The 16,309-nt window shown below is 70.3% G+C and carries 14 protein-coding genes; 9 read left to right on the top strand and 5 right to left on the bottom strand.

Going from position 1 to position 16,309, the window contains the following annotated elements; genetic code table 11:
* From D7W79_RS24620 to D7W79_RS24610, 3 genes are all read left to right on the top strand, one after another.
* A partial coding sequence (locus D7W79_RS24620) for an MtsA protein (protein ID WP_120527840.1) occupies positions 1-1,706 on the top strand: 1,706 nt, incomplete at its 5' end.
* A gap of 100 nt (positions 1,707-1,806) precedes the next feature.
* Positions 1,807-2,175 (top strand): hypothetical protein, encoded by a 369-nt coding sequence (locus D7W79_RS24615; RefSeq protein ID WP_120527839.1) that lies wholly within the window; start codon positions 1,807-1,809, stop codon positions 2,173-2,175.
* Positions 2,166-2,696: a hypothetical protein gene (locus D7W79_RS24610; RefSeq protein WP_158617037.1), complete on the top strand. Its 531-nt coding sequence runs from the start codon at positions 2,166-2,168 to the stop codon at positions 2,694-2,696. Before D7W79_RS24615 ends, D7W79_RS24610 begins: the two co-directional genes overlap by 10 nt.
* Here the strand turns inward: D7W79_RS24610 and D7W79_RS24605 are convergent.
* The 3 genes from D7W79_RS24605 to D7W79_RS24595 form a co-directional block, all read right to left on the bottom strand.
* Complete coding sequence (locus tag D7W79_RS24605; RefSeq protein WP_120527837.1) at positions 2,693-3,652, bottom strand: HTTM domain-containing protein; 960 nt, start codon at positions 3,650-3,652, stop codon at positions 2,693-2,695. The genes D7W79_RS24610 and D7W79_RS24605 overlap by 4 nt on opposite strands.
* Entirely contained in the window at positions 3,649-4,179 is a 531-nt protein-coding gene (locus D7W79_RS24600) for a hypothetical protein (RefSeq protein WP_147442036.1), read from the bottom strand. The genes D7W79_RS24605 and D7W79_RS24600 overlap by 4 nt, the downstream gene beginning before the upstream one ends.
* A 105-nt stretch (positions 4,180-4,284) precedes the next feature.
* Positions 4,285-4,593, bottom strand: coding sequence for a hypothetical protein (locus D7W79_RS24595; RefSeq protein ID WP_120527835.1), 309 nt, complete (start codon positions 4,591-4,593; stop codon positions 4,285-4,287).
* Between the two features lie 245 nt (positions 4,594-4,838).
* Here D7W79_RS24595 and D7W79_RS24590 point away from each other — a divergent pair, with 245 nt between their 5' ends.
* From D7W79_RS24590 to D7W79_RS24570, 5 genes are all read left to right on the top strand, one after another.
* Positions 4,839-6,476 (top strand): calcium-binding protein, encoded by a 1,638-nt coding sequence (locus D7W79_RS24590; protein ID WP_120527834.1) that lies wholly within the window; start codon positions 4,839-4,841, stop codon positions 6,474-6,476.
* A gap of 169 nt (positions 6,477-6,645) precedes the next feature.
* On the top strand, positions 6,646-7,971 hold the full coding sequence (gene mtsC / locus D7W79_RS24585; protein WP_120527833.1) for a cell-cell cohesion MYXO-CTERM protein MtsC: 1,326 nt from the start codon (positions 6,646-6,648) through the stop codon (positions 7,969-7,971).
* 35 nt (positions 7,972-8,006) lie between these two features.
* A complete protein-coding gene (gene mtsD, locus D7W79_RS24580; protein ID WP_120527832.1) occupies positions 8,007-9,989 on the top strand; it encodes a cell-cell cohesion protein MtsD in 1,983 nt (660 codons plus the stop codon).
* Positions 9,986-11,776: a vWA domain-containing protein gene (locus tag D7W79_RS24575; protein ID WP_120527831.1), complete on the top strand. Its 1,791-nt coding sequence runs from the start codon at positions 9,986-9,988 to the stop codon at positions 11,774-11,776. The genes mtsD and D7W79_RS24575 overlap by 4 nt, the downstream gene beginning before the upstream one ends.
* 24 nt (positions 11,777-11,800) lie before the next feature.
* Positions 11,801-14,104: a hypothetical protein gene (locus D7W79_RS24570; protein WP_120527830.1), complete on the top strand. Its 2,304-nt coding sequence runs from the start codon at positions 11,801-11,803 to the stop codon at positions 14,102-14,104.
* A gap of 50 nt (positions 14,105-14,154) precedes the next feature.
* Here the strand turns inward: D7W79_RS24570 and D7W79_RS24565 are convergent, their stop codons facing one another.
* Positions 14,155-14,589, bottom strand: a complete 435-nt coding sequence (locus D7W79_RS24565; protein ID WP_171436323.1) for a hypothetical protein — start codon at positions 14,587-14,589, stop codon at positions 14,155-14,157.
* 88 nt (positions 14,590-14,677) lie between these two features.
* On the opposite strand from D7W79_RS24565, the gene D7W79_RS24560 reads away from it, so the two are divergent.
* A complete protein-coding gene (locus D7W79_RS24560; protein ID WP_244221941.1) occupies positions 14,678-15,118 on the top strand; it encodes a hypothetical protein in 441 nt (146 codons plus the stop codon).
* 20 nt (positions 15,119-15,138) lie between these two features.
* Here the strand turns inward: D7W79_RS24560 and D7W79_RS24555 are convergent.
* Positions 15,139-16,309 (bottom strand): GMC oxidoreductase (locus D7W79_RS24555; protein ID WP_147442035.1); only part of this gene is annotated, 1,171 nt, incomplete at its 5' end.

Genomic DNA, 16,309 nt, shown 5'->3' with positions numbered 1-16,309 from the left:
GGGTGGCCCACCAGTGGGGCGGGGGGCTCTGGCTGTACGCGCTGGACGCGCCGGAGCGGAAGGCCCGCGTCGTCCCCACGCCCACGGGCGTGTGGGGACTGGCGGTGGATGCCGCGCAGGGCGTGGCCTTCGTCGCCGAGCACGTCCACGACAAGGTGCACGCGCTCTCGCTGGAGGATGGCCGCGAGAAGTGGGCCCATGAAGTGGATCCAAACCCGCGCGAGATGGTGCTGTGGAACCAGTTGCTCATGGTGGGCAGCCTCCAGACCGGGCAGGTGGTGCTGCTCGACAACAGGAACGGCCGGGAGCTGGCGCCGGTGGTGCCGGGGCCGGGCGTCCCCATCGTCGGAGGGCCCACGGAGGCCTTCTCCGCGCAGGTGATGGGAGGCAAGGCGCCGCGAGCCCTGGTCCGGAGCGAGCGGCTGAAGCGCCTCTTCATGTCGAGCCTGGGGCCGAACGTGGGCCCCAACGCCCAGCGCATGGAGGTGAGCGCCAACAGCGGTGTCGCGGTGCTGGACCTGGACCGGCAGGAGGTAGTGCGCCACCTTGGCTTCGGCGCGGGCGTGACGGAGGGGCTGGCGCTGGATGACCGCGCCGGGCTGCTCTACGCGGCGGACGTGGGCCTGGGGCAGGTGCGGGTGCTGGACGCGGCGGCGCTGGTGAAGAGCGACGCGGCGGCGCGCAAGGCGGTGCTCCAGACGCTGCCGGTGCCCCCGCCGGAGGGCACGCCGTGGATCCGCCCGGCGGAGGACCTGGGCACGCAGGGCAGGGCGGGGCTGGAGCTGCACTCCGGGCCCCGCTCCCTGGCGCTGTCCCCGGACGGGCGCACGCTCTATGTGCTCAACCGCTTCACGGGCACGGTGGCGGTGGTGGACGTGAGCGAGGCGCGGGCGGGCAAGTCGCGCGTGGTGCGGCAGTGGCCGGTGGTGGACGTGCGCTCGCGCGAGCAGCGCCGGCTGGGCCAGGTGCTTTACTTCACCGACGTGGGGCGCACGGGCATGAGCTGCGACGCGTGCCACATCGAGGGGCACACGGGCGGCGTCTTCTTCGAGAAGACTCGCCCCATGCGCATCTACCGTTCGACGACGGCCCTGGGCAGCCGGGACACGCCGCCCTACTTCACGCCCGCGAGCACTCGCAGCCTCGCGGAGACGGCGGAGACGGTGGGCGGGCGCAACCGCTACCACAACCCGGATCCGCTGCCCTCGGAGGTGGAGGCCCTGGCGCTCTACACGTCGCTCCTGTCCACGCCGCCCAACCCCTACCGGGGCGCGGACGGCGCGCCGCTGGAGACGGTGACGATGCCGGACGGAAAGACGGGGCATCCGGCGAAGGGCCTGGCGCTGTTCGAGGGGAAGGGGCGGTGCGCGGCCTGCCACCCCGCGCCCCTCTTCACGCTGGACCAGGACCCCGCCACCCGGGGCCAGTATCTGGACGTGGGCACGCCCATCGCATTGGAGCTGCGGCCGGAGCAGCAGCAGCTGGTGAAGGGCGCGGCGCCGCCCTCGCTGGTGGGCACCTGGGACGTGTGGCCCCTGCTGACGAGCGCCACGATGGGCTACGCGGTGCAGGGGGACCGGCTCGTGGCGGCCGCGCGCTTCCCACTGCGCATGCTGCTGGAGTACTCCGGGCCGGAGCACGGCAACGCGCAGGCGCTCACCCCGGAGGAGCGCGACGACCTGCTCGCCTACCTGCTCACGCTGTGAGTAGAGTTGGCGAATGCCGCGATTGCCCTCCTGGGCGCTTTCGATCAGCGTCGCCGCCCTGCAGTGGGCGTGTGCCGCCGCTCAAGCTCCTGGCACGCCGATGCACTCCGCATGTCGTGAGCTTCCGACCATCGAGGAGTGCCGTGCCGCCGCGAGGGTCATCACGGACGAATGCCTGCGGGAGTGTGTCAGCCTCCAGTGCGGCGGCGCGAAGATCAACTGCGGCGCGGACGTGAAGAAGGAGTGCGCACTCCGGAAGGGCACCGGCGTCACCGCGCTGGGCTACGTGTGGAGGCCGGCGGATGCGGGCTGCCAGAATCCGGTCAGCGAAGTGAACTGGTGCGAAGAGCCCTCATCGCGCGAGTGCCGTGCTCAGGCACTGGTCCATGAACTGGCCCATGCCTGCGGCTGGAAGCACCGGCAGGGCCTGGGCGTTCCTGGCAATGATGGAGACCTCCGGTGCGAATGACCCATTCGATGCTCTTGCCGCTTGGCCTCATGGGCCTGACCGCATGTCAGGGCGGAGGGTTCTCGTGGTCGCGGCCGCCCGGTGATGCCCAGGTCGTCACCTGCCCGAAGCATGAAGCGGCCTCCGCACGGGTGGAGCTCCAGAACCCGGGCTTCGATGGACAGACGCTCACGGGACGCCTGCTGCTGGGGGCCGCGAGCGGAAGCCTGTGTCTGGACCGCCGACTCATCGAGAGCCACACGCTGACGGTGGAGCGCGTCCTGGACTGTGCCAGCGGACAGCCCCTGGCGTTCCTCGTCGTCGACGTCCGGACGCCGCCGCTCCGGAAAGAGGACCTCTTCCTCCTCGGGCCAGGCCAGTGGTACGGGCGGGATGTGTCCATCCCGCTCTTTCCCCATCCCGCCGCCGGCCAGCCCGGACCGGAATGTGTCGACGTGGAGCTGTCCGTCCACGCCCTGGATGCTGATGCCATCGCGAAGCCGCGAGTTCGCGTGACACGCCCCACGATGCCCGCGCCCTAGCGCATGGGACTGGAGTGGAAGGGGAGCAGGGCCATGGCCCGGACCCGCGTGACCATCGCCTCGGCGACCAGGGGCCAGCCGAACGCCGCGAACGTGAGCACGGTCATCATCCCGCTGAACAGCCACAGCCCCATCATCACCGCGATGCCCAGGTGCATGCCCACGGTCAGCGCCACCCAGAGCCCCCGCGTGCGCCGGGGCCAGACGCAGACCGCGTAGCCCACCTCCACCGCCAGCGTGCCCCACGTGGACAGCTTCACCAGCCACGGCACCACCGCGAGCCACGCGAAGTCGAACTGGCCGTACTGCGGCTGCATCAGCACCTCCCAGAGCGCCGTCCCGTCCCGCCACACCGGCCCCAGGAGCTTCTCCAGCCCCGTGGCCAGGTAGATGAGACACAGGTGCACCTGCAACATGCGCAGCGACAGCGTCGCCAGGGCGGACGGCGCGCCGGAGAGCCTTCCCGCCCTCACGTCCAGGGAGAACGCCGCGCCCACCGGCATCACCGCGCAATAGAACAGGCTGATGTGCGCGAAGGTCTCCACGCCGTAGGAGAAGAAGCTGATGCTGTTGAGCAGCACCGTGTGGATGGCCCACGCCACCACCGCGGACAGCCGCGTGTGCAGGCCCACCAGCAGGCCCAGCAGCGCCACGACGTAGATGAACGCCAGGGCCTGGATGCCGGCCACCTGGGAGATGCCCAGCGGCGCCAGCGCGGCCACCACCGCGTCCACGCGGGGCACCGACGGGGACGCCAGCGCCTCGGAGACGCTCCAGGGCACCCAGCCCCGGTTGCTCAAGAGCTCCGGCAGGCTCTCCGACAGGCTCCACGCCTGGATGAGCAGCAGCGCCGCGACGCCGATGCGCAACACGCCCAGCGGCTGCGCAGAGGAGGGCGCGCTCACGAACGCCGCCAGCTTCGGACCCACGGAGGACTTCCAGGACGAAACACTCATGGCGTCACCTCACCGGCGGACACGGGCGGGGGCAGCCGGCGCTCGAACACCGCGCGGTAGGCCTCCGACCACTCAGGACGCGAGCCGCGCAGGTGCGCCTCCATGCTGGGCAGCTGGAGCGACTCCACGCGCACCGTGACGGAGCGCGCCCCCGGGTGCCGGCCGAACATCGCCGCCGCCCATGCGCGGGCCAGCGAGTCCCGGCTCTCCTGGAGGCCGAAGCGCAACATCATGGAATGGATGCGCACGTTCACCGCGCTGTTGTCGGACCGGAAGTCGTCGTGCAGCTGTTCGCCGGACGCACCTTCCAGGTCGAAGGCAACCTTCACCGCCGGGCTCACCCCGGGCGCGAAGAAGCTGAAGCCACTGCTCGCGCCCGTCCAGTGCACGTAGCCCTGCGCCCAGGGCCTCACGGTGTCCGTGAGCTGCAGGAAGGGCACATGAAACGCGCCACAGGCCACCAGCAGCAGGTGCACCGCGGCAAGGCCGGTCAACAACCCGTGCCTGGGAGTCAGGGTGTGTCGCATGGGGGCTCGCTCCAAAGACCGAGCGCCGGAGGTGGGACCTCCGGCGTCGGGTACGTCTTGAATGAACTGCTACATCGCTTCAGGGGGTCGTGACGTCAGGCCACTTCAGTTGCAGTTGCCGCTCGCGCCGCCGCCGAACACGTTGCCGATGATGCCCAGCAGGGTGCCCGTCGTGTTGCCCAGCAGGTTGCCGGCGACGTTGCCCAGGATGTTGCTCACGAAGCCGCAGCCGCCACCGGAGCCGCCGGAACCGCCGGCCAGGGGGCCCGTCTTCGACACGAGCACGACCTCGTCCATCGCCACCGCCATGCGCGGATCGTGGCTCTTCACGTCACCACTGTGCGCCATCGCGCCCGTCGCACCCAGCGCCAGCACGAACATCGCCACGGTCCCGCCCAGCTTCATCGTCTTCATGGTCTTGCTCCTTGGGATTGGACAGCATGGGCAATGTCTTTCCCTTCCCTGGATTCGGTAGCATCCCGGTAAGACCAGGAATCTGTCGGGAGCTGGTTCCAGGCAGGATGTGGACATTCCAGCCTGGCTGGTGGCGACCTGTTCTCCGGGGATGCGAAAAGTCAGGCCGGTGACGTGGCTTCGCGCGGCTCCACCCCGCGCGTTGCTTGCGTCAAGTGGGGGAGCTGAGGTCTACAATCCGACGGATGCGTTCCTCCCCCCGGGTCGCCTGGCTCCTGATTCCAACGTTGTGGCTGTCGTGCACCGACGCGGGGCTCTATTCGATTGACGACCGCGCGGGAGGCTCCCGCGACCGCGCCAACTTCGAGGGCGACCTCTGCGTCCCCGAGGCCACCGGCGACGCGTTCCCCGTGAAGGTCGTCTTCGCCCTCCAGGGCGGCACCGGCGTGGAGACGGAGATGGTGGGCTACGCGGTGGACGGGCTCACCACGCTCACCTCGCGCTTCACCGGCCCCCAGATGCGCTTCGGGCTGGTGGCCTTCCACTCGGTGGCCACCGGCCTGCAGGGCAGCTTCACGGACGCCGCCGGGTTCCAGTCCATCCTGCCCCGCTACGCCAGCTACCAGCAGCAGGGCCCCATCAGCATCCGCTCCGCGCTGCGGCTGTCCAAGAGCCTCCTGTCCGGCGACATGCAGGCCTCCTGCCGGGGCGAGGTCGCGCGCACGCGCTACGTGGTCGCGCCCGTCATCCGCAGCTCCGACGTGAGCTGTGACAACCCGGCCTACAACATCGGCATCGACAGCCGCTGCGCCGCGCTGTCCCAGGCCGCCGGCTGCAACGCGTCCCCCGACGCCCAGACCCGGTGCAACGCCGCGTGCAGCCAGTGCGAGCTGACCGCAGTGGTGGGAGAGCTCAAGGGCCTGTCGGAGCAGCTGGGCGCGGGCGACGTCAGCGTCCAGCCCGTCTACGTCCGCGGCGCCACGCCGGACGCCGTCACCCGCCTCCAGGTGGCCGCCATCGCCAACGCCGGCGGCAGCGCGCCCGTGGAGACGGACTTCGCGGGCCTGCCCAACGCGCTCGCGCGGCTGGACTACGGCTCGCTGGACAACGCGCTCAAGCTGAAGCGCTTCCTCGCCTTCAACCGCAACGTCCAGGTGCGAAACGGCCAGATGCTGACCGACAGCGACGGCGACGGCGTGGGCGACGACGACGAGCGCGCCATGGGCCTGGACCCCGCCGTCCCGGACACCGACCAGGACGGCCTCATGGACGGCGTCGAGCTGCGCATGGGCCTGGACCCGCTCGCCGTGGACGTCATCAACGGCTGCAGCGTGGTGCAGGACACCGACGGCGACCGGCTCAACGACTGCGAGGAGCGCGTGCTCGGCAGCGACCCCTGCGTGGGCGACACCGACGGCGACGGCCTGCCGGACCTCGTGGAGGCCCTGTCGCAGACCAACCCGCTCGTCCCCGAGGACCTGCTCGACAGCGACCGCGACGGCGTCACCAACGTGGCGGAAGTCGAGGCCCACGGCGACCCGCTCAGCGCCGACCTCGACTTCCACCGCGAGCGCGGCTACGGCTACTCCATCGTCCCGCTGCCCCCCACCGCCACCAGCGACCGCGCCTGCTACCGCACCCGCGTGGAGAACGTCTCCCTGGTCCCCACGCTGGAGCGCCCCCACCCGTTCTTCCCCGGCGAGTTCATCCCCGCGGGCACCAACGAGGTCTACCTCTACCTCCAGGTGGGCCGGGACAATGATCCGCGCGGCGCCGGCGTGGGTTCGCTCTTCATCCAGGAGATCCAGTACGACCCCGACACGGGCCGTACCCCCGCGGGCATGATTTCCCTCACCTCCGACGACTTCATCGTGGGCACCTGAGTCCGGCCCCAGCGTGGGGTGTCCCCCACAGTCTCAATGGGGTGTCCCCCCCACACCCATCCTGTAGCAGTCTCTTCCGAGCCCGCAACCCCTTGAAGTTCCTGACCCTGAAACTCCTACAGCGGCGGGATCGGCTCTTGCTAGGGCAGGGGTTGTGAAAGGAGTCACCATGACTATCGGTCGCATTGCCCCCATGTTGGCGCTCGGAGCCTTCCTGGTGCTGAGCCCCCGCACCGTGCAGGCCCAGGAGCAGAACCCGGACAACCCGGAGTGCCTCGGAGACGAGTGCGGTCGCCCCAAGGAGGAGGGCGGCGGCTGCGGTTGTGGCTGTGGCTGTTCCGTCTGGGTGGCGTACACGGACGACGGCAAGACGCTGTCGTACACGGACGACGCGGACGGCGACGGCAAGGCGGACGACAAGGACAACTGCCCGTTCACGTCCAACCGCGACCAGGACGACACGGCCGACGGCGACCTCGTCGGCACCGCCTGCGACAACTGCCCGAGCGTCTCCAACGCCACGCAGCTGGACGGCGACGGTGACGGCATCGGCGACGCGTGCGACCCGGACGACGACAACGACGGCAAGGCGGACGGCGAGGACAACTGCCCCACCATCCCCAACGCCAACCAGGCGGACAACGACAAGGACGGCATTGGCGACGTCTGTGACGACGACGACGACAATGACGGGAACAAGGACGGCGAGGACAACTGCCCGCTCGTCTCCAACCCGGACCGGCAGCTGCCGGCGGACGTGAGCCTGTGCCGCGTGGACGCGGACGGCGACAACATCTCCGACAACCTGGACAACTGCCCCGGCCTGTCCAACCCGGACCAGAAGGACGCGGACGTGGACGGCATCGGCGACGCGTGCGATCCGGACCGGGACAACGACTCCGTGCTCAACGCCCAGGACAACTGCCCCCTGGTGGCCAACCGCGACCAGGCGGATGACGACGGCGACGGCCTGGGCGACCTGTGCGACACGCGCTACTGCGTGGTGCTCAACAAGGACCAGCCCAACGACTGCCTCGACCCGAAGGCGCCCTTCAGCGTGGGCACCGGCGGCACGCTCACCGTGGAGAAGACGGGCATGGCGGTGCGCCCGCCCCTGTTCGCCAACCGCAACGGCGCGGCCATCGAGTACACCTGGACGGTGGTGAAGCGTCCCTCCGGCTCCACCGCGGTGGTGGAGAACCCCAAGGGCGCCGTCACCTACAGCCGCCACTGGGAGTACCAGTACGTGGACGGCAGCGTGCCCAACTTCCAGCCGGACAAGGAAGGTGAGTACGAGCTGCAGGTGTCCACGCGCCTGGCCTTCGCGGACCGCGTGTTCCCCGCGGAGCGCGCCTCCGTGTCCAGCCTCTTCGTGAAGGTGGGCAAGGACGACACGAACGGCGGCGGCTGCACCTCGCTGCCCGCGGGCGGCAGCGCCGCGGCCCTGGGCGCGGGCGTGCTCGGCCTGCTGCTGCGCCGCCGCAAGAAGGCGTAAGAAGGGTGTCACCCATGCCAGGAGGTCCGCATCGCATGCGCCGTCAGCTCGTGGTTCCGCTTCTTGCGACCGGCCTCCTGGCCCTGGGTGTGCTGTCCTGTTCCGACACGCTCCTGGAGCCGCGCGCCCAGGAGCAGTCCCAGCTGGATGACCGGCTGACGCTCACCGGCCGGGTGTGCACGCGCCCGGCGAACCCGCAGGGGTTCCCGGTGAAGGTGGTGCTCGTCGTGGACGAGTCCGGCAGCATGTGCGTGTCGGATCCGCCGGGCTCGCAGGAGGGCAGCGGCTTCTGCGAGCGCGCGGAGGTGCAGGCCATCATCCCGCCGGGCGTCACGGAGCCCGCGCGCGTGCGCGCCCTGAAGACCCTGGTGAACGGCTTCAAGCGCATCAACGACGCGCGCCAGGGCAACATCAGCATCGCCATCGCCCCGTTCGAAACGAACGTGAAGAACACCTGGCCCCCTCCGGGAGGCGACCGCTTCCAGGCCCCGGGCAACATCAACGGCTACATCGAGGGGCTCCAGTCGCAGCTGGGCAAGGGCACGGACTACCAGGGCGCGCTCAGCTACGCGTACAGCCTCATCGCGAGCGACATCGAGGCGGTGTCCCAGGCCACGCCGGAGTTGCTGCCGCGCACGCGCTACGTCGTCGTGTTCCTCACGGACGGCACGCCGTACCCGCGCTGCTCCGCCAACGACGACCTGTCCGTCTACGCGGGCCCGGACACGCCGGACCTCACCTGGCGCGACTCCATCTCCAGCTTCTGCAACGCCACCAGCACCACCGACGCCATCACCGGCTTCGAGGTGGGCACGGACCGCAACCAGAACTACCAGCTCTTCAGCTACGTGCGCCGGCTGATGGAGTTGAAGACGCAGTACAACGTGGGCGACGTGCGCATGCACACGGTGCTGCTCTTCAACGAGGAGGCCGTGCGCGCCTGCGGCCCCATCTGCCAGGACATCTACGGCACCTACCCGGGCGTTCCGGAGGCCCAGTACCCGGCCGCGGCGAAGAAGATCGCCTCCTTCCTGCTCAAGCGCTTCGCGGAGATGGGCAACGGCGTCTACCAGGAGTTCAGCAACACGGCCGAAATCAGCGAGCTGGGCCTGGGCGCGCTGGACTACTCCTCCTTCGCGTCGCCCAACGTGATGAAGACGCTGATGGTGGAGCCCTTGAGCTCCGCGCCGGGGGATGACGGCCGCGTGCTGGACAGCGACGGCGACGGCGTGCCGGACTCCCTGGACAACACCTTCACGCTCAAGACGACCCCCTTCACCATCGACAGCGACGGGGACTGCCTGAGCGACGGCTTCGAGTACCGGCGCCAGGACCAGGGCTTCAAGCCGGGCAACGACCTGGACGCGCGCGGCTGCGACCCCAAGTCCCCGCTGACGCCCGGCTGCACCTGCCGGGACACGGACGGTGACGGCCTGTCGCAGTTCGCCGAGGACTACCTCAAGACGCGCCAGGGCATCGTGGACAGCGACGGCGACGGCGCGCCGGACGGGGTGGAGGCGAAGTACGGCCTGAACCCGCTCCAGTCGAGCGTGGCCGGCCTGGACACCGACGGCGACGGCGTGCCGGACGACGAGGAACTCAAGGCCGGCAGCGACCCCACCCGGCGCGACCGGCTCTTCCACGACAAGTACGGCATCCAGTACGAGGTGAAGAAGGTGGAGGGCGGCAACGACACGAACGGCGTCTGCTACGACTTCACCGTGTCCAACCTCCAGCTGGTGACGCCGCCGGACCGCTCGGGCGTGAAGCAGGGCTACAACCTGTTCAAGGTGTGGTTCGCGGAGGCGCCGGAGAGCGGCGTGGCCACGGACTACGGCGTCTGGCGCACCGCGTGCGCGTGGGCGCAGTACGCGCCGCCCAGCGTGCGCGTGCCGCTGGGGCCGGACCTGGACATGGACGACGGTGACTTCCGCCGGCCGGATCAACTGGTGGACCCCTGGAGGACCCAGGGCAATTGCGTCGGCGTGTCGCCTTCGCAGGGAGGCGCGTCGCCGTGAGCCGCGCGGGACGTCTTTGGGCCCTCACCCTGGTGGGGCTCGCGGTGGTGGTGGCCTGTACGGATTCGTACCTCTACGACCCGCGCCGCGACACGGAGGTGCCCGCGGACCGGGCCGTGGCGCTGGACGGGCGCTTCTGCACGCTGGGCGCGAATGAGGTCATCCGGCCCATCAAGATCATCGTCGCCATGGACGCCAGCCAGTCCATGCGCGTGAGCGACCCGGACGGCACGCGCGCCACGGCGCTCGTGGACCTCATCGAGAACCTCCCGCAGGACCCGGAGGTCTCCATCGCGGTGATGCTCTTCGCGGGCAGCACCACGGCGTTCCTCACGCAGAACCCGGGGCCGCCGCTGGAGGACGGCTTCGTGCAGGTGTCGCAGCTGGACGCCAACGCGAAGGCCATCCTCACGGAGAAGCTGCTCACCTTCCGCAACACGGACACGTCGCCGAACCGGGACTCGACGGACTTCGTCAAGCCGCTGTCGGACATCTACTCGCTCATCAACACGGACATCGCGCGGGCGCGGCAGCAGCCCAGCGGGAACGAGGCCCTGGCGCAGGCGCGCTACTCGGTCATCTTCCTGTCGGACGGCAAGCCCACGAACAACCAGGACGACGAGCTCATCCGCGGCGACGCGGTGGTGCGCATCCGCCAGCTGCGCGACCTGGTGGAGGACGTGCGCTTCAACACCGTGCACGTCTTCAACCCCACGCAGCCCGTGCCCTCCGTGTGCGACCTGGTGGCGGAGGACGGCGGCTTCGGCGACGGCGGCTGCCCGCTGCTCATCATCAACCAGAACGCGGACCGCCTGGAGAAGATGGCCACGCTGGGCGGCGGCAACTTCCGCGACTTCCGCAACAACGAGCCCATCAACTTCCTCAACTTCCAGTTCGGCCAGGTGCGCCGCGCCTTCGTCGTGAAGGAGTTCGTGGCCTCCAACTTCTCCGCGCCCCAGGGCAGCCCGCTGGACGAGGCGGACACCGACGGCGACGGCCTCACCGACGCGCGCGAGTATGAGCTGGGCACGAACCCGAACCTGCGCGACACCGACACCGACGGCTTCAGCGACGGCGTGGAGGTGTACTTCCGCGACCGCGGCGTGCAGTTCGACCCCAGGCAGCGAGTGCAGCCGGACGGCGGCGGCCTGGACAAGGGCTGCCCGCCCGCGCTGCGCGGCGTGGACACCGACTGCGACGGCCTCCTGGACTGCGACGAGCAGTTCATCGGCACCAACGCCACGCTCCAGGACAGCGACGGCGACGGCGTGCCGGACGGCATGGAGTGGCGGGGCGGCACCCAGGGCTCCAGCAGCGACCTGGACGAGGACCCGGACACCGACGGGCTGACCAACCGCAGCGAGGCGCGCATGCACATGCGGCCCCTCCAGGTGGACACCGCCAACCTGGCCTCGGACGCGTACCGCTACAGCATGGAGGCGGACGGCCCGGTGGATGACCAGGGCCGCCAGTGCTACCGCTTCCGCGTGGACAACGTGCTGCTCGCGCCCACCATCGCCATGATCGCCGACGGCGGCGTGGACGGGGGCGTGGACGCCGGCACCGTGCAGCGCGGCGCGGGCTACAACGACATCTACCTCTCCGTGTCCATGCTGCCCGCGGATGACCCGACCGCGCGCACGCTGGTGCGCACCTTCCGCGTGGACTCCGTGCGCTACCCCGTGGGCGGCATCAAGTCGCCTCCGGATGGCGTCGTCCGCGTGAACCCCGAGGACTTCGTGGACGGCTGCCCCGGCGTCGCCCCGACCCTCTCGCCCGTCCCCTGACTTTCGAAGCCCCCGGATTCCCCCATGCGCCTTCGCACCCGACTGCTCCCGCTCGCGCTCCTGCTCCTGGCCGCCTGTTCCTCCGACGGGGACGAAACGCCGGATGCCGGCACGGGCGTGGTGGAGGACCTCTGCAACAGCCGCGACGAGGCCCTGACGAACGCGGACTGCGAATTGAAGCCGGGCACTCCGGTGGAGCGCTTCCTGGCGCTCACCGGCGACGTGAAGGCCGGTGACGAGGACTGGTACAGCGTCCGCATCCCGGCCTCCGCCAACGCGCGCACGCTGGTGCACGTCACCGGCACGTACCTGGCGTCCAGCACGCCGGTGAACCTGTCCGTGACGGTGCAGGAGAAGGACAAGAACACCGCGCTGGTGGCGAAGTCGGATCAGCACGGCTCGGGTGCTCCGAAGCCGGTGGACATCGTGCTGCCGTACGGCACGCCGGACACGCAGCTGGTCATCGTGGTGCGCGACGCGCCGCTGAACCCCGCGCGCCCCGCCTTCGACGCGCGCAACCCCTACCGGCTCACGGTGGAGCTCATCGAGAACCCGGACACCAACGAGCCCAACGACGTCACGCCCACGCCCATCGCGCTGGCGGCGCAGGGCGCCGTGCAGGTGGGCACCGCGAAGGGCCACCTGGCCACGGACGGCGACGTGGACCGCTTCAGCTTCCCGCTGACTGCGGGGAAGATTGCCTACGTGCGCCTCACCGCGCCGGACCAGGGCTTCGCGCCCAACTACCGGCTGTCCTATGAGCTGCTGCGCCCCAACGGCACCGACAAGGAGTCGGAAGGCAACGTGCTGCCCAAGGTGCACCCGGGCGTGCTGGCCACCGCGCGCAAGGTGAAGCTGGCGGGCACCTGGGTCCTGGTGGTGAAGGGCTACCGGGGCAACAACGAGCCCGTGCCCGCGGGCGACCTGCGCCAGCCCTACGAGGTGGAGGTCCGCGTGGTGGACGAGGCGGACCCGCGCGACCAGTCCGGGGACAACGACGCCTACGCCCGCGCGTTCTCGCGCAGCCTCGTGGGCTCGCCGGGCACGTCCACGACCTTCGACGGCCGGCTGGGCTACGTGTCCGACCGCGACTGGTTCGCGCTGCAGCTGCCCGCGTACGCGAAGCCCAGCCTGCTGCGCTACAAGCTGGTGGAGGTGCCCACCACCACCCGCTTCGACCCGCTGCCCCTGCCGCTGGGCCAGCTGGCGGACCGGCAGGTGCTGGTGTTCACCACGGTCAGCACGTCCGTCACCGCGGAGCAGCGCGCCACCTGCACCAACGACCCGGCCGTCTGCCCGCGCGACACGCGCGAGCACCCCGACGCGCCGGCGCTGGTGCAGACGTACTGCAACAAAGCGGAGGCCGTGCTGTGCCTCCAGTCGCTACGCGAGGAGAGTGACCCGGCGCGCTTCGCGGGCCTGAGCAACTTCCAGGGCGTGCTGCCGGTGCCCGCGCACGCCGGGACGGCGACGTACCACTTCGTGGTGCAGGACGACGGCAACAACTGGGCGGATGACCGCGACTACCGGCTGGAGGTGTCGTGGGAGGACGAGGACGCGGAGGAGGTCGCCGCCTACAGCGGGGGCGTGGAGCAGGTGCGCGCGAAGACGCTCGGCGACGTGGGCACGGGCAACCTGCCGGTGGGCAACGCCACCTTCGAGGCCAAGGGCCAGCTGACGTACGGCCACGGCCGCCTGCGCGGCAACGACCGCGCCACGGGCCTGGGCGTGCGCGGCCCCACGGACTACGACGCGGTGCCCTCCGACACGGACACCTTCGAGTACCAGCTCCCCTCCCGGAGCGCGCCGGAGGACGCGGCGTGGCTGGTGCAGTGGGACGTGGACAACCTGCCCGACGGTGGCACCCCGCATGGGCTGGCGCTGGACCTGACCTTCTGCGACGGCAACAGCACGGACGGCGGCGTCGGCACGTGCACGCCGGTGACGACCACCAGCACGGGCGGCGCGCTGACGCTGGCCTACAACCCGACGGCGATGCGCGCGTGGCACACCTCCGCGAGCGCGCCGCTCAGCAGCTACCAGGCGCTGTACCAGCTGGAGAAGACGGCCAGCACCACGCGCGTCACGGTGGCGCCCTATGCGTGCTCCTGCCTAGAGCGGCGCTTCATCAAGGGCGGCACGCTCAAGGTGGCGGTGAGCGCCACCGAGCGCACGGACTACAAGGCCGTGGGCTACACGCTGCGCACCGGCTACGGCGACTACCCGCGCGGCTACACGGCGGCGGATGGAGGCTCGCCCACGTCGTGCCCGGCGCCCACGCAGGACGGCGGCACGTGGGTGGGCGGTTGCCAGTTCACCCGGCAGTAGCGCCGGGCGGGCGGCGGGGCTTGAAGCCTCCGCCGCCTCCACCGCGGGGCCTACGGGGCGATGCCCTTGCCCTTGAGCGCCAGCTCCCGCGTGTCACCGTTGGCGGCGTTGGACTTGAGGGTGAGCGTGCCGGTGAACTCCTTGGCGGCGTTGGGCTTGAAGGCGACCTCGATGAAGGTGCGCTGGTAGGTCTCCAGCTTCAGGGGGCCGTTCTCCGGCCAGTTCTCCGGCTTCTTCATGGTGAAGACGCTGGGGCCGGAGATAGCGGCGTCGTTGAGCTCCAGCGTCTGGAGGCCGCGGTTCTCGATGTAGAGCGTGTTGAAGGTCGTCGCCCCCACGTAGGTCCCAGCGGAGAACTCCGTGTCGAAGCTCAGCTCCGTGCGGTCGATGATCAGCTGCGGCGTGTTCGGCAGCTCCTCGGTTTCGTCTCCGCAGCCCGCCAGGGCGATGATGGTGAGAGGCAGCCACAGGTTGCGCAGGCGCATGGACATCCACTCCTCGGTGAGGTTCAGAAGAATGTCTGGTGTTGTAACACGGAGTGCCTCGCGACTGGCGGGCGCTGTGATGGGTTTGATGCTGCTCGCGTGTGGCGGCTCGCGGGACGACTTCATCGGCGCGCGCGTGCTGGATGTCTGCAAGGCGTCCTGGCCCGTGTGCAGTGAGTACGCGGGCTGCATCCTGGGACCGGAGAGCTACTCCGAGGGGCGCTTCCCCGGCCGAGGGCAGGTGCTGGTGCGCGTGCCGGAGGCGTCCACCATCAAGGTGAGCTTCTACCTGGAGGAGGTGACGGCCGCGGGCGAGGAGACGGCCATCACCGTGCACGAGGAGGGCTGCCGCGCCCGGCAGCGCAAGGCGTCCACGGGCCGCGCGGCGTTGGACCAGATGGAGAAGTTCGGCGTCTTCACGCAGCAGGCGGACGTCACCGGCGTGGGCGACCACCTGGTGGAGTTCGACTCCGACATGCAGGCGCGCTACGTGGTGAAGGTGGACGTGACGCCGCTGCGCATCCAGTAGCGCAGCGGCGGCGTACCGCTTCAGCCCTTGAGCGCGCGCACCAGGTGGTCCGCCACGCGGAAGCTGTTGGCCGCGATGGTGAGCGTGGACGGCACGCTGCCGCCGGAGGGCATGAAGCTGCCGTCCACGACGTAGAGGTTGGGCACCTCGTGCGCGCGGCAGTGCTTGTCCAGCACGGAGGCCGCCGGGTCGTCGCCGAAGCGGCAGGTGCCGTGCTGGAGGATGGTGGTTTCGCCCTGCGTGCCCACGCGCTCCACGCTGTCCGGGTCCAGGCGCATCAGCACTTCTTCCCCGCGCTCGACGAGGAAGCGCGTGGCGGCGAAGTCCGCCGGGTGCCGGTCCAGGGTGATGGCGGCCACGGGGATGCCGTACTTGTCCTTCACGCCGGGCTCCACCGTGACGGAGGTGCCGGGCGTGGGGAGGAACTCCGCGTAGACCTCGAACTCCAGGATGCGCGAGTCGCGGTACGCGCGCATGCGGTCCTTCAATTCCTTGCCGAACACGCCGGATTTGCCCGAGCCCGCCAGCCCCACCGCCGCGTAGATGGGGTTGGGGTGTGACCACATGAAGCCCAGCGTGCCGCCCTTGCGGAAGCCGTGGCGCGCGTCCGGCATCACGTAGAAGTCCTGGAGGCTGCGGTTCACGAAGGGCGCGGGGTCCGTGAGCCACGGGCGCGCGGCCTTCTGCTTGGACACGCGGAAGTGCGCCCGCGAGCCACCGAAGGAGCTGAAGAGGAGGTTCTTGCCGACGAGCCCACTGCCGTTGGCGAGCCCGTTGGGGAAGCGCGAGGAGGTGGAGTTGAGCAGCAGGCGCGCGCTCTCCACGGCGGTGGCGGAGGCGATGATGACCTTCGCGGGCTGCTCCTGCGTGACGCCCTCCGGGTCCAGGTACACCACGCTCTTCGCGCGGCCCTGCCGGTCCACCTCGATGGAGCGCGCCATGCAGCCCGGGCGCACCTCCACGTTGCCGGTGGCGATGGCGTTGGGGATGAGGCTCGCGAGCGTGCTGCTCTTGGCGCCCGTCTCACAGCCGTAGCTGCCGCACAGCGCGCAGTACGCGCACGGAGCGCGGCCCTTGTAGGCCTTGCTGAGGATGCCGCGCGCGGTGGGCAGCGCGTGCCAGCCCAGCGCCGAGCACGCCTTGTCGATTTCGGACGCCACCGGGTGCACGTCCAGGGGCGGCAGCGGGTAG

It is taken from the genome of Corallococcus exercitus (genome assembly GCF_003611585.1).
GTDB lineage: Bacteria > Myxococcota > Myxococcia > Myxococcales > Myxococcaceae > Corallococcus > Corallococcus exercitus.
The sequence above is the reverse complement of the archived record's forward strand: the minus strand, read 5'-3'. Positions and strand labels throughout refer to the sequence as shown.

Coding starts and splice junctions, on each gene's coding strand:
- D7W79_RS24615 (WP_120527839.1), top strand. CDS start 1,807: ATGCACTCCGCATGTCGTGAGCTTCCGACCATCGAGGAGTGCCGTGCC.
- D7W79_RS24605 (WP_120527837.1), bottom strand. CDS start 3,652: ATGAGTGTTTCGTCCTGGAAGTCCTCCGTGGGTCCGAAGCTGGCGGCG.
- D7W79_RS24600 (WP_147442036.1), bottom strand. CDS start 4,179: ATGCGACACACCCTGACTCCCAGGCACGGGTTGTTGACCGGCCTTGCC.
- D7W79_RS24595 (WP_120527835.1), bottom strand. CDS start 4,593: ATGAAGACGATGAAGCTGGGCGGGACCGTGGCGATGTTCGTGCTGGCG.
- D7W79_RS24590 (WP_120527834.1), top strand. CDS start 4,839: ATGCGTTCCTCCCCCCGGGTCGCCTGGCTCCTGATTCCAACGTTGTGG.
- mtsC (WP_120527833.1), top strand. CDS start 6,646: ATGACTATCGGTCGCATTGCCCCCATGTTGGCGCTCGGAGCCTTCCTG.
- mtsD (WP_120527832.1), top strand. CDS start 8,007: ATGCGCCGTCAGCTCGTGGTTCCGCTTCTTGCGACCGGCCTCCTGGCC.
- D7W79_RS24570 (WP_120527830.1), top strand. CDS start 11,801: ATGCGCCTTCGCACCCGACTGCTCCCGCTCGCGCTCCTGCTCCTGGCC.
- D7W79_RS24565 (WP_171436323.1), bottom strand. CDS start 14,589: ATGCGCCTGCGCAACCTGTGGCTGCCTCTCACCATCATCGCCCTGGCG.
- D7W79_RS24560 (WP_244221941.1), top strand. CDS start 14,678: ATGCTGCTCGCGTGTGGCGGCTCGCGGGACGACTTCATCGGCGCGCGC.